The sequence below is a fragment of the Limnohabitans sp. genome (assembly GCF_034680285.1).
In the GTDB taxonomy this organism is placed as follows: Bacteria; Pseudomonadota; Gammaproteobacteria; order Burkholderiales; family Burkholderiaceae_C; genus Limnohabitans_A.
Genome location: NZ_JAXITC010000014.1, coordinates 74,365 through 87,769, shown reverse-complemented (window position 1 = coordinate 87,769; position 13,405 = coordinate 74,365). Strand labels below are relative to the sequence as shown.

Annotated in this window: 13 protein-coding genes; all 13 read right to left on the bottom strand. The window is 58.5% G+C overall.

Going from position 1 to position 13,405, the window contains the following annotated elements; genetic code table 11:
• Positions 1–107 precede the first annotated feature (107 nt).
• The 13 genes from SWE17_RS12345 to SWE17_RS12285 all read right to left on the bottom strand — a co-directional run bounded on the left by SWE17_RS12345 (position 108) and on the right by SWE17_RS12285 (position 13,400).
• Positions 108–1,559, bottom strand: a complete 1,452-nt coding sequence (locus SWE17_RS12345) for a DEAD/DEAH box helicase (RefSeq protein ID WP_322993388.1) — start codon at positions 1,557–1,559, stop codon at positions 108–110.
• 54 nt (positions 1,560–1,613) lie between these two features.
• Positions 1,614–2,183, bottom strand: a complete 570-nt coding sequence (gene dcd / locus SWE17_RS12340; RefSeq protein ID WP_019425458.1) for a dCTP deaminase — start codon at positions 2,181–2,183, stop codon at positions 1,614–1,616.
• Between the two features lie 67 nt (positions 2,184–2,250).
• On the bottom strand, positions 2,251–3,336 hold the full coding sequence (locus SWE17_RS12335) for a BMP family ABC transporter substrate-binding protein (protein ID WP_322993387.1): 1,086 nt from the start codon (positions 3,334–3,336) through the stop codon (positions 2,251–2,253).
• 93 nt (positions 3,337–3,429) lie between these two features.
• Positions 3,430–4,479: an adenosine deaminase gene (locus tag SWE17_RS12330; RefSeq protein ID WP_322993386.1), complete on the bottom strand. Its 1,050-nt coding sequence runs from the start codon at positions 4,477–4,479 to the stop codon at positions 3,430–3,432.
• A gap of 2 nt (positions 4,480–4,481) precedes the next feature.
• The gene (locus tag SWE17_RS12325) at positions 4,482–4,706 is read right to left on the bottom strand and encodes a hypothetical protein (protein ID WP_322993385.1); all 225 of its coding nucleotides are present in this window, start codon (positions 4,704–4,706) and stop codon (positions 4,482–4,484) included.
• 20 nt (positions 4,707–4,726) lie between these two features.
• Positions 4,727–5,968: a benzoate/H(+) symporter BenE family transporter gene (locus SWE17_RS12320; RefSeq protein ID WP_322993384.1), complete on the bottom strand. Its 1,242-nt coding sequence runs from the start codon at positions 5,966–5,968 to the stop codon at positions 4,727–4,729.
• Positions 5,969–6,022: 54 nt separating this feature from the next.
• Positions 6,023–7,444, bottom strand: coding sequence for a D-aminoacylase (locus SWE17_RS12315; protein ID WP_322993383.1), 1,422 nt, complete (start codon positions 7,442–7,444; stop codon positions 6,023–6,025).
• Positions 7,441–8,355, bottom strand: coding sequence for a MurR/RpiR family transcriptional regulator (locus SWE17_RS12310; RefSeq protein WP_322993382.1), 915 nt, complete (start codon positions 8,353–8,355; stop codon positions 7,441–7,443). Before SWE17_RS12310 ends, SWE17_RS12315 begins: the two co-directional genes overlap by 4 nt.
• Positions 8,356–8,367: 12 nt before the next feature.
• Positions 8,368–9,633: an amino acid deaminase gene (locus tag SWE17_RS12305; protein ID WP_322993381.1), complete on the bottom strand. Its 1,266-nt coding sequence runs from the start codon at positions 9,631–9,633 to the stop codon at positions 8,368–8,370.
• A gap of 3 nt (positions 9,634–9,636) precedes the next feature.
• A complete protein-coding gene (locus SWE17_RS12300; RefSeq protein WP_322993380.1) occupies positions 9,637–10,584 on the bottom strand; it encodes an oligopeptide/dipeptide ABC transporter ATP-binding protein in 948 nt (315 codons plus the stop codon).
• A complete protein-coding gene (locus SWE17_RS12295; protein ID WP_322993379.1) occupies positions 10,581–11,609 on the bottom strand; it encodes an ABC transporter ATP-binding protein in 1,029 nt (342 codons plus the stop codon). The genes SWE17_RS12300 and SWE17_RS12295 overlap by 4 nt, the downstream gene beginning before the upstream one ends.
• Positions 11,606–12,448: an ABC transporter permease gene (locus SWE17_RS12290; protein WP_322993378.1), complete on the bottom strand. Its 843-nt coding sequence runs from the start codon at positions 12,446–12,448 to the stop codon at positions 11,606–11,608. Before SWE17_RS12290 ends, SWE17_RS12295 begins: the two co-directional genes overlap by 4 nt.
• Entirely contained in the window at positions 12,441–13,400 is a 960-nt protein-coding gene (locus tag SWE17_RS12285; protein ID WP_322993408.1) for an ABC transporter permease, read from the bottom strand. Before SWE17_RS12285 ends, SWE17_RS12290 begins: the two co-directional genes overlap by 8 nt.
• Between the last annotated feature and the right edge of the window lie 5 nt (positions 13,401–13,405).

The following is a 13,405-nucleotide window of genomic DNA, read 5'->3' as shown; positions in this document are numbered from 1 at the left end:
TTTTGACAGCCTCAATTGACGTCTGTTTGTCGACCCGGTAAAGACCGGGACTCCCACCCGATCAATCCTGCAGGCGCTTGCCCGTCAGACAAGCCGAACGCAGGCTCTTACTCGCCGGATTTGAACAAGGCCGCCACTTTGCGCTTGGGCTTGATGTTGGCCGAAATCGAGGAGCGAACGGTTTTAGGTCCGCTGGGTTCCCAGCTGGGCGGCACGTCGGTCGCCGCTGGCTCGTAAGGCTTTTGGAAAAATGGATCGCGGTTGATCGGCGCAGGACGGAAGCCACCGCGTCGCTCGTGGGGTGCATCCAGTGCATCACGGGGATCGTGCTCGCGGCGACGGCCCTCGGAGGTGCGTGAACGTGGACGATCTTCTGCACGCTCGCCCCATTTTTCGGGTGCTGGGCCTGCAGGTCGGGTGTCGAGCTGCAGCGTTTCCACTTCCAGCTTTTTCTTGATCAGCTTTTCAATGTCGCCCACCAAGCGGGCGTCAGACGGACTGACCAAGGTGACCGCCAAACCAGAAGCTCCGGCGCGTCCAGTGCGACCAATGCGGTGCACATAGTCTTCGGCGTTGAAAGGCACATCGAAGTTGAACACGGCTGGCACATCTTTGATGTCCAAGCCGCGGGCGGCCACATCGGTACACACCAGCAAATCGACTTCGCCTTTTTTGAAGGCTTCCAAAGCCTTCAAGCGTTCGTCTTGGCTCTTGTCGCCGTGCAAAGCCGCAGTGCGCAGGCCTTCACGCTCCAAGGAGCGGGCCAAGCGGCCGCAACCGAGTTTGCTGTTCACAAAGATGAACGCCTGCTTGATGCCCCGGTCGGTCAGCACCTTGCGGATCACGCGGCGCTTGTCGTCGTCTTGGGCGGCGTAAAAACGCTGCTCAACCGTCGAAGCCGTCTCGTTGGGACGGGCCACTTCGATGGTGATCGGGTTTTGCAGGTAGCTGCCGGCCAGGCGCTTGATCTCGGGCGAGAAGGTGGCAGAAAACAGCAGCGTGGTGCGCTGCTTGGGCAAAAAGCTCAAAATGCGCTGCAAATCGGGCAAAAAGCCGATGTCGAGCATGCGGTCGGCTTCGTCCAGCACCACATATTCCACTTGGTTGAGCACCGCGTTTTTGGCTTCGATGTGGTCAAGCAAACGGCCTGGCGTGGCGACGAGGACCTCAACGCCTTTTTTCAGCTCCAGGGTCTGGGGCTTCATGTCCATGCCACCAAAAACCACCGCGCTGCGCAGCTGGGTGTATTTGGCGTACATCTTGATTTGTTGGGCCACCTGGTCGGCCAGCTCACGCGTGGGCAACAACACCAAAGCGCGCACCGGGTGACGGGCGGGCGAGGTGGAGGGGTTTTCGTGCTTGAGCAGGCGCTGCAGCAGGGGCAACGAAAAAGCAGCCGTTTTGCCTGTGCCGGTTTGGGCTGCGCCCATCACGTCCTGGCCCGTCAACACCACTGGAATGGCTTGGGCCTGGATAGGGGTCATGGATTCGTAGCCCATTTCGGCTACGGCTCGTGCCAGCGTAGGCGCCAGCGATAAATTGGAAAAAGAGTCGGTCATTAACCCGCTATTGTCGCATTTTGGGCTGGCAGGCCAAAAACAGAGGGTGGAGCCTCAGGTTTTAGGCAGCGTCACGCCCACTTGGCCCTGGTACTTGCCACCCCGGTCCTTGTAGCTGGTTTCGCAAACTTCATCGCTTTCCAAGAACAAAACTTGGGCGCAACCCTCACCCGCATAAATCTTGGCAGGCAAAGGGGTGGTGTTGCTGAACTCCAGCGTCACATAGCCTTCCCACTCGGGCTCAAAAGGCGTCACGTTCACGATGATGCCGCAGCGGGCGTAAGTGCTTTTGCCCAAGCAAATGGTGAGCACGTTGCGCGGAATGCGGAAATACTCCACCGTGCGGGCCAGGGCAAAACTGTTGGGCGGGATGATGCAGACATCACCTTCGATGTCCACAAAGCTACGCTCGTCAAAGTTTTTGGGGTCTACCACTGTGCTGTAGATGTTGGTGAACACCTTGAATTCCGGCGCACAACGAATGTCATAGCCATAGCTGCTGGTGCCGTAGCTCACAATTTTTTGGCCGGCCGCGTTTTGGCGGATCTGTCCGGGCTCAAACGGCTCGATCATGCCGTGCTGCTCTGCCATGCGGCGGATCCATTTGTCGCTCTTGATGCTCATGGTGTGCCTTTGTAACGATCCGGCTATTTTAGAGTCTTACCCGGAGACCCTGCTCCGGGCTGGCCAGTCAGCGGGCGATGCGGCCCACGACCCCTTGCACCAAGTAGTTCATGCTCAAAATTTGGGCGTCTGTCAGGGTCTGCCCAGCAGGCAAGACCAACTTGCCCTCGTTGTCGCTGATCGGGCCAGCAAAGGGCTGCAGCTTGCCTGTGCCCACTGCTTTTTGCTGGGTCAATATTTCAGCCTGCACGGCCTTGGGCACCTTGGGGCCGAAGTCGCCCACGCGGATCATGCCGTCCTTCACCCCGCCCCAGACGCTGCCCGATTTCCACTGACCGGCCAATGCAGCCTTGACGCGGGCCGTGTAGTAGTCGCCCCACTGGTGTGTCACGGCGATGATTTGGGCATCCGGCGCAACCCGGCGCATGTCCGAGTGGTAGGCCACAGCCATCTTGCCGCGCTCTTGCGCAGCAGCCATCACGGCGGTCGACCCCGTGTGGAAAGCGATCACGTCCACATCCTGGTTGAACAAGGCCATGGCCGCTTCACGCTCTTTCGGAGGATCAAACCACGCGTTGAGCCAAACCACCTTGACAGTGGCTTTAGGGTTGACCGAGCGCATGCCGAGCGTGAAGGCGTTGATGCCCTGGAGGACTTCGGGAATCGGAAAGCCCGCCACATAACCGGCCACGTTCGTTTGTGTCATGCGCCCAGCCGCGATGCCCGCCAAATAGCGGCCCTCGTAATAGCGGGCATTGGAGGCCGCCACGTTGGGCGCGGTTTTGAAACCGGTCACCGACTCGAACTTCACGTTGGGAAAGTCTTTGGCCACCCGCAGCGTGGGCTCCATGTAGCCAAAACTGGGCGTGAAGATGATCTGATGGCCTTGGCTGGCCAGGTCGCGGATCACGCGTTCGGCGTCAGCGCCCTCGGGCACATCGGCCACAAAGGTGGTCTTGACCTGATCGCCCAAAGCCTTCTCAACGGCCTTGCGGCCCTCGTCGTGCTGACGCGTCCAGCCCGCCTCGGTGATGGGCGAGACATAGACAAAACCGGCCTTGATGGGCTCGGTGGCTGGTTTGGAGTTTTGTGCCTGAACGGCAGGAAGAAAAAAGCAGGCGGCCACGAGCGTGGCAGCGAGGTTTTTATACATGGTAGTCCTCTACATGGTCCCGGTGATACAGAAGACGAAGCCCGCCGAGACAGCAGACTCCGGGGTGGATTTTAACCACCATGCGGACGCGCTTTAATCCTGCTCAGCAAACCCCTGAAAGCAAGCTTTCAACTCATGCATCCAGCGGTGCTTGTCTTCCTCTGGTGCGAAGCTCGCTTCGATGCTGTTGGCGGCCAGCTTATAGGCTTGCTGAGCGCTCAAGTGCAGGGCGGCAAAAGTTTGCAGGTAGTTGTCGTTCAGGTAGCCGCCAAAGTAGGCCGGATCGTCCGAGTTGAGGGTGATGCACAGACCCGCATCCAGCATCTGGCCCAGGTTGTGGTCGGCCAAACTGTTGAACACACACAGCTTGAGGTTGGACAGCGGGCACACGGTGAGGGGCAGGCGGCTTTGGGCCAAGCGTTTCATCAACGCTGCATCGTGGATGGCCTGCACGCCGTGGTCAATGCGCTCCACCTGCAGCACATCCAAAGCGCCCCATATGTAAGAGGGGGGGCCTTCTTCACCCGCGTGAGCCACGCAGTGCAAGCCCAGCTCGCGGGCTCGGGCGAACACGCGGGCAAACTTTTCGGGTGGGTGACCCAACTCGCTCGAATCGAGCCCCACGCCGATGAAATGTTCGCGCCAAGGCATGGCTTCTTCCAAAGTGGCCAAAGCGTCGTCTTCGGACAGGTGACGCAAGAAACACAAAATCAAATCGGCGCTGATGCCCAGCTTGGATTGGGCATCACGGCAGGCGCGGTGCAAGCCTTCGATGACCGTGCCCATGGCCACGCCTCGCGCCGTGTGGGTTTGGGGGTCAAAGAAGAGTTCGGCCCGCACCACATGGTCGTCGGCGGCTTTTTCAAAATACGCCCAGGCCATGTCGTAAAAATCCTGCTCCTGCAGCAAGACACTCGCTCCGGCGTAATACAAATCCAGAAAACTTTGCAGATTGGTGAAGGCATAAGCGCTGCGCAGGGCGGGCACATCGGCATAGGGCAGTTGCACACCATTGCGCTGGGCCAGTGCAAAGATCAACTCGGGCTCCAATGAACCTTCTATATGAATGTGCAGCTCGGCCTTGGGCATGACGCGCAGCAACTCGGGCAGGCGCTCTGGGGGAATGGCGTGGACTTTGAACATGGTCAATCCTGAAAAAATTGGGCATGAATCACGGAAGCATCGAGATGCAAGAAAGTGCTGTTGTGCCGGTCGGTCAAAGGTCCACCACCCGGCACAACATGGCCACTGGGGTCATAACCGATGGCCTTGAACTTCCACTGTCCGTTGATCCACTTGAAGTTGCCGACATGCAAGCCCGCCGTGTCATGCAAAGCATGAACGCCCTCGTTGATTTTTTGAATGTGCATGCTGGCAGTATCCATGCAATTCAACGGCTTTGAAAATCGCCCCGCTCCATCCACCACGAGACCGCGAACCCAGCCACCAAGCCCCAGAAAGCCGCGCCAATGTTGAACAAACCGATGTCGGCCACAGTCACCAGCAAACTCACCAAGGCGCCAAGCGAAAACTTGCCCGTACCAAACGAAGCCACAAACGCGCCCTGCAAAACGCGCAGCATGGCCAAGCCGCCCAGCACCATGATGAACTCTTTGGGTGCAGCCAGCATCCAACCCGTGAAAGTGGGTGCCATCAGGCCGAACAACAGCGCCAGCACGCCAAACATCAGCGCCCCGGTGTAGTGGCGCGATTTCTCGCCAGACGAGGTGAGCAAGCCATTGGTTGGCCCCGTGAGGCAAGTGCTGACCGCGCCAAATACGGCGCTGATGGCGGCACCTATACCGCAGGCCACAGCGATCATGTTGACGGGTGGCTCGTGCCCGGCGTTTTTGAGCACGGCCACGCCTTGGCCGTTTTGCACCACCAGTACCGTGATGGCCAGGGGCACTACCAGCTCGAGCATTGCGGCAAACGACCACACCGGAGCCTGAATGACAGGCTGCGCCAAAGTCAGTTGCCCCACGGCAGCCGCATCGAGACGGCCAGATACCGCCACCGCCAAAGCGCCCACCAGCAAGGCACCAATGACCGGCGGCAGGCGCTTGCCCCAATCGGCCCGGGCAGACAGCAACAAAAAGACCGCCACCATGGGCGCTGCAATGGCCACGTCGCTCTGCAACGCCCGCACGATGTCCAGGCCAAAGCGCAAGAAAACCCCGGCCACCATGCCCATTACAATCGGCATGGGCAGCGCAGCCATGACACGCTTGACCCAGCCGCTCAGGCCCAGTACCAAAATCAGCGCACTGGTCGCATAAAAAGCGCCAATCACCTCGGCAAAACTCAGGTGCTGCAATGCTGGCCCCACCAAGACCGTGCCGGGTATCGTCCAGCCAAACGCCAGCGGCGTGGTGTAGCGCCAGCTCATGAGCAAACTGACCAGCCCGTTGACAAAAAACACGCCAAACACCCAGGACGCCAGCTCTTCAGGGGACAACCCGCCGCGGGTGCCTACCGACAAAATGATGGCCACGGGTCCGGTGGCAGCAAAGATGAAACCAATCAGCGCATTGGCAGCGTAAGTGGTCCCAAAGTCTTTGCGGATTTGCTGCCAAGACCTAGGATCTGCGGTGGAGGACTCCAAATGATTCAACAAAACAGGTGCTTTCATGGGGGCAAGGTGACTCCAGCGTATCAAAAAGCCAGCGGCACGTGTGACGCGACTTCAACGGCGCAAGAATCGACCAGACCCTGTTCCCACAGCTTTACCTTGGGAGAACGCCCACTCGCCATTGACCATGACACGTTCAATGCCTTCACACATTTGGCGGGGGCTTTCGTAGGTGGCTTTGTCTTGAATGATGCTGGGGTCCAGCAAAACCAGATCGGCAAACGCACCTTCACGCAGCACACCCCGATCGTGCAACCCAAACCGCTGAGCAGACAGACCCGTCATTTTGTGAATCGCCTCGGGCAAGCTGAACAGTTTTTCATCTCGACAGTAATGTCCTAAAACACGTGCAAAAGCGCCCCACAAACGAGGGTGAGGACGCTCATCGTGAGGCAATCCGTCAGACCCGATCATGCTCATAGGGTGAGCCAGCACACGGCGCACATCATCTTCTCGCATCTGGAAATAGCAGGCACCACCGGGCATCAGCCGCCTGCAGGCTTGCAATTGGTCTGTTCCCCACTCCTGTGCAATGTCTGCGAGATAACGACCTGCCATCTCCGGATAGGTGTCGCTGCGCGTGATCAGTATGTCAATGATCCCGTCAACCAGATCCTCTCGCAGCAAGGTCGATCCCGCGCTATAGGGATACACATCGGTGCCCACACTTTGGCGTTGACTCAGCCGCTCCAGCAAAGCCAGCGTTTCAATCGTCCGGCCCCAGTTACGTGGCCCGGCGCATTTGTGGTGCGACATGACCCATTGGGCTGCCCCGGATTGCGCAGCATCCGCAGCTTCCTGCATGGCTTTCAGGATGTCGTCCATCTCGCTTCGGATGTGCGTCACGTAAACGCCACCATGACGTCCGACCACACGGGTCAATGCTTCCATTTCCGCCATATCAGCAGAATAAGCCTGAAGGTAGAAAAGGCCAGAAGACAAGCCCAAGGCCCCTTGAGACAAGGCCTCATCGAGCAACACTGCCATATTCTGGGCTTCCTCAAGCGTCGCGGCACGTGTGAGGTCCTCCATGACCTTGGCGCGCAAGGTTGTGTGACCGATCAAGGCCCCGACATTGACGGCAGGCGGTTTGTCGGCAATCGCTTGGGCGTAATCGTTCAGGTGCGCAAAACGGAATTCGGACGTGTGCAGCAAATCCAGCGGAGAACCCGGGGCCTCACTGACCAAGGGCACGAGCGACAAGCCGCAGTTGCCCGTGATGACGGTGGTCACACCTTGTGACAATTTGGGCAACATGCTCGGATCGCGCAGCACGATGGCGTCGTCGTGGGTGTGCACGTCAATGAACCCAGGCGCGACGGTCAAGCCACCCACGTCAACGACTTCGTCGGCCAAAATCGACAAATTTCGACCAATTGTGGCAATGCGGTCACCCCGTACAAAGACATCTGCGATTCGAGCAGGTGCACCAGTGCCATCGACCAATTGCGTGTTGCGCAACAAAAGCGTTTTCATGCTTGAGCATCTTTCTCAACGGTGGACCATGCCCAGTCCACCGTGGGGTGTTGGTCCACATCCTGCCCATGGGCTTGCAAAACAGACTTGAACTGTGCAAGGTGCCTTGCTGCATCTGGCCCCAAGGCTTGCAGCACAAGAACCATCAATAATTCGATCACCAACAAATGGGCGATGTAAGCCTCAGTCCCTACACGCATCACGGCGTCAGGCGGCACACTCACCCCAATCACTACATCGGCCATCTGGGCCAAGGCCGTATCGGGTTGCGTGATGGCGATCACTTTGGCGCCTTGCGATCTGGCAAACCCCACAGCTTCCAACATGAACGGCATTCGACCCACATGCGAGATCGCCACTGCTACACCTGAAGGGCCCAAAGTGGCAGCAGAAATGAGTTGCTGGTGCGCATCGTGAACCGCATGTGCATGCCGCCCCAATCGAAATAATCGGCCTTGCAAATCACTCGCCATGAAAGCGGAAGTGGCGCCTACAGAATAACAGTCGATGCGCTCGGCCCCTGCCAGCAGAGTCGCTGCCTTTTCAAGGACCAGCGGATTCAGTTGCTGCTGCAGGGCGGTGATAGACGCGGCTGCACCGCTTAGGATTTTGTGCACGATGGCAGTGGTGCTGTCATTCATCGTGACCGAACTGTGCACAGGCACGAGGCGCGCCAAGTCTTGCGCCAAAGCCAACTTAAATTCGCGGACCCCCTCGAAGCCGAATTGCCGTGCCGTTCGCATGATGGTGGGCATCGACACACGGGCCTCTCGGGCCAACGCGTCAACACCTAAAGACAAAGCCCGCTCAGGATCCTGAAGCAAGGTAGCAATCACTTGCTGCTGAGCGCGTGGCAAGCTCGGTGCGACCGACTGCAATCGCTGGAGCAAAGAGGAAAATGGCTCAGTCATGGCGAACCGTTCTCAAAAGTTCACCGATACCGCGTCTACCACTCGGTACTCATCGTCCACCACCGGCATCCAGCGCCATTTGTCAAAGGTCGTGCAGGGATGCGAAATGCCGCAACCGAGCAATTGACCCACCACCGGATGCTGGTCTTGCGGTGCCTGCGCATCAAACCGCAAATACGCATGCTGATCGTTCAGTGCCGTTACGGCCCAATGCGCAGGAACGCCTCGGGTTCGGACATCGCCCACATGGGCACGCCATTCGGGAACGGGCATATCTAGGTCGTACGATACATCGCGCTTGCCCATCGCCAAAATGGCCAAGCCCGGCTCCGGGCAGGATTGCACCACACTGATCAGCTCAATGGCGGGGCGCAAAGTTTCCTGCAAATTCAATCGCTCCGCCACACATTTCAAATGCTGCCGATATTGGACATGGTCATGTGTCAAGTAACAACCCGATCGCAAGATGCCCCGAACTGGTCGTCTCAAATGGGCGGTCAAATGTTCTGCCACCAAATCAAAAATGGCCGAGCCACCTGCCGTGATCAGCACTTCGTCTGTTTCAAAACACTGGTCGCTATCACAGGCTATCGCCATTTTTTGCACTCGCGCCATCAATGCCGCCACATTGGCGCGGTCATGCTCGTGGTGACAAGTCGCCAAAGCACCTTCGTAGCACTCGATGCCGGCCAGTTGCACGGCTGGGCTCAAACGAATGGCCCGCGCCAGCGTGAAGGCTTCCTCATGGTCACGGCAACCTGTCCGTTTGCCCTCAATGCCAAGCTCCAACAGCACGGTGAACACCGTGCTCGACTGACGCTGATCACGCCACGCTTCGATCCAACGCAATTGGTCCATCGAATCGACCAAAAAATAAACCTGCAAACCTGCATGCGCTTGGAGCATAGCCGACAAGCTGTCGAGATCCACCGCTTGCAAGACCTGATTGGCAATGATGATGCGGCGCACACCGTGTCGAGCACCTAGGCCCGCCTGAAACACGTTGGCAAAACTGATGCCCCATGCACCAGCGGCCAGTTGGCGGGCATACAACTCAGGTGACATCGTGGTCTTGCCATGGGGGGCAATGTCCAGCCCGCGCGACCGGCAAAAATTTTGCATCCAGTCCAAGTTGTGCTGCAGCGCTGAGTTCTTGAGCACTGCCAGCGGAAATGACAAATCACCCTGCAGCAACTGCCAGCCCTGCCGATTGGCGTCTTTCAGATCGATGGGGCCCAAGTGTGATGGATAGCCCTTGACGGAAGCGTTCAGTTGCATGACTCAGCTCAATTCTTCATGTCGCCAACAGGCCACCAGACGACCCGCTGCGTTGGGGACGAGTTCAGGCATGGTTTCGGCACAGGCTGGCAAAGCATGTGCACAACGGGTGCGGAACACACAACCAGAGGGTGGATTCAGGGGGCTGGGGGGATCACCCTGCAAGTCCACCCGTGGAGCCACTTGTGTTGGATCGGGGACGGGCGCCGCTGACAACAACGCTCGGGTGTATGGATGGGCAGGCGAAGCAAATAGCTCAGTGGTCGGCGCAATCTCCATCACGCGCCCCAGATACAAGACCACCACACGATCGCACAGATACTGGACCACATCCAGATCGTGTGAAATGAAGAGCAGCGTCAAGCCCAGCTGATCGCGCAATTTGATCAGCAGGTTGACGATTTGCGCCTGAATCGACATGTCCAGCGCAGACAGCGGCTCGTCCGCCACGATGAACCGCGGCTGCGCCGCCAATGCCCTGGCGATACCCAGTCTTTGCTTCTGACCACCCGAAAATTCGTGTGCAAAACGACTGGCGTGCTCCGGCTTGAGTCCCACCAACTTGAGCAGTTGCGCAATGCGCGGACCGCGCTCTGAGCCCTCATGCAGCGCGTGTGTGCTGAGCACTTCATCCAGCATGTCACCCGCCCGCTGACGGGGATTCAAGCTGGGATCCTGAAACACCATTTGGACTTCGCGCCGCAAAGGGCGCATTTGCGAGGTGCTCAAACCGACCAATTCGCGGCCTTCGAACTGAACTGACCCCTGGGTCACCTCGATCAATTGCAAAACGGCCCGCCCTAAGGTGCTTTTGCCCGAGCCCGATTCGCCCACAAGACCCAAGGTTTCGCCTGGGGCGATTTCAAAGCTCACCCCACGCACCGCGCGGACACGCTGGGCCCCACGGCCAAACTCGACCGACAAATCGGCAATCTTCAGCATGGGTTTCATGAAAGCTGCTCCAAATGGCACGCTCGGGCATGGACCGCATTTCCTTGCCATTCTGGGGATTGAAGACTGCAGATGGGCAGCCTGGATGCACAACGCTCGGCGAAACTGCAGCCCGCACCCAGTCGGTCCATGGCCGGGGCTTGGCCCGGAATGTCCTGCAAGGCCATGCGGCGCCCTTCCTGCAAAGACAGCTGTCGAGCACGACCGGGCAGACACGCCAAGAGGCCTTGTGTGTAAGGGTGTGCAGGCTGCGCGAACAATGCGTGCACATTGGCCTGTTCGACCACCTGGCCCGCATACATCACAGCCACACGTTCTGCATGGTGCGCCACCACACCAAGGTTGTGGGTGATGAACAGGATGCTCATGCCGGTGTCGCGTTGCAAACGGGACATGAGTGACAGAATTTGAGCCTGAATGGTCACATCCAGCGCGGTAGTAGGCTCGTCAGCAATCAACACCTGAGGCTCGCAAACCATGGCCATGGCAATCATCACCCTCTGGCGCATGCCACCGGACAGCTGGTGCGGGTACTCGTCCAGCCGCTGTCCCGCAGCAGGGATCTCTACTTGTTGTAATGCATGCAAAGCCCGTTGGCGCGCATCGCGCTTGTTCAAACCCCAGTGGAGGCGAACCGACTCGGCGATCTGTTCACCCACCGTCAGCACCGGGTTCAGGCACGTCATGGGCTCCTGAAAGATCATGGCCATCTGGTGCCCGCGCAATTGCCGCATTTCGGTCTCACTCAGCTGCAGCACATCCCGAGTTTGTCCGGACGCATCGGTGAACAAAGCCTGGCCACCACATTGCCATCGGGCATTGCGCGCCAGCAAACGCATGATGCTGAGCGCCGTCAGTGACTTTCCACTGCCAGACTCCCCCACCAGCGCCAGCGTTTGACCTTCATGCAAATCAAAGCTCACGCCACGCACCAAAGGCACCGCCCCATTGCTCTGCATCAACGTGGTGGTCAAATTACGCACCTGCAAGCGCGGCACTGGTGATGCGGCTTCAGGGGAAATCATGTAGTACCTTTCAAACGAGGGTCGAGCAAATCGCGCACACCGTCACCCAGCAACTGCAAAGACAAAGCGGTCAACACAATTGCCATGCCAGGGTAAAAAAGTGTCCAGACCGCCCGATCGGCATGTTGTGTGCTGGCCGCCACCATGGTGCCCCAGGTCGGAATTTCAGCACCCGCCCCAACGCCCAGGAAAGACAAGCCTGCCTCAGCCAACAAGGCATAAGCAAAGATGAAACTCAGTTGCACCAAAATTGGCGACATCAAATTGGGCAAGATGTGCACGCGCAGCAACCTAGGCGTGCTCACACCCACAGCCCGGGCTGCTTCGACATATGGCAACTCGCGAATCACCAAGGTGCAAGCACGCACCACCCGAGCCACACGTGGCGTGTAGACCAGCGTCAAGGCCAGCACCACATTGACCGGGCTTGCACCCAGGATCGACACCAGCGCGATACCGAGCAAGATGTCCGGAAAAGACATCATTGCATCGACGCAGCGCATCAGCACGGCATCGAGTTTTTTGAAAAATCCCGCTAACAAGCCCAGCAAGGTGCCCAGCACCACCGCCAAAATGGCTGTGCCAGCGCCAATAGCCAACGAGTAACGTGCCCCATAAAAAATCCGGCTGGTGATATCGCGGCCCAACTCGTCCGTGCCGCTCCAAAAGGTCCAGCTGGGGGCCTTCAGACGCATGCTGACTTTCATGGCCATGGGCTCGTGCGGCAAGATCCACTGCCCGGCCACTGCCATGAACAGCATCAAGCCCAGCAGCAGGACGGCCATCAGGACCACCCGGCGGGCAAACAACTGAGTCAAAGTCTGTCGCCATTCAACCATGGCGCACCCTTGGATCGACAAAAACATACATCACATCGATCACAAAATTGATGATGACGTACACCCCGGCAATCGCCAGCAAGGCCCCCTGAATCACAGGGTAATCACGGCGCAAAACCGCACGCACCACCAGATTACCCAAGCCTGGCAGGTTGAACACGGTTTCTGTCACCACGGCCCCGCCGATCATCAGTGCCAGCGTCAGGCCCAGCACCGTCAAAATCGGCACCAGGGCATTGAGCAAAGCATGCTTGAGCACCACCACGCTTTCTGACAAACCCTTGGAACGCGCCGTTCGGATGTAGTCTTCGCTAAGGATATCGAGCATGGATGCGCGGGTAAAACGAATGATCAACGCTGAATTGAGCGTGCCCAGCACCAAGGCGGGCAGCATCAAATGATGGATGCGCATGGACCAACTTGCGCCCGGATCACCGTACCCTGACACCGGAAACCAGCCTGCGCCTACAGCAAGCAACTGAATGACCATCAGACCCATCCAGAAACTGGGCATGCTCGCGCCCAACATGGCCAGGGTGCTCACGCATTGATCGATCCACCGCCCGCGCCAAACGGCAGAAACAATACCGCATGGCACGCCGATCAGCATAGCCAAACTGACCGACAAAAAAGCCAGCCAGGCCGTAGGCTCCACGCGATCCAACAACACTTGCGTGACCGGCATTTGCAGAAAAATTGATTGTCCCAGGTTGCCTTTCAAAACCTCCCCCAACCAGAGTATGAATTGGCTGGTCAGCGGTTGATCGAGACCGTAGCGCTGTCGTGCCTGGGCGATGTCCTCCAGAGAAGCCTGGTCACCCAACAAGACCGCGATCGGGTCGCCAGCGGCCAGTCGGGTGAGGAGAAACACCAGCACAGAGACCAGGGACAGCACCGCCAGCATGCCGCCCAAGCGGCCTAGCAAAGTGCGTCCCAGGCTCGCCCAGGACATTCGGG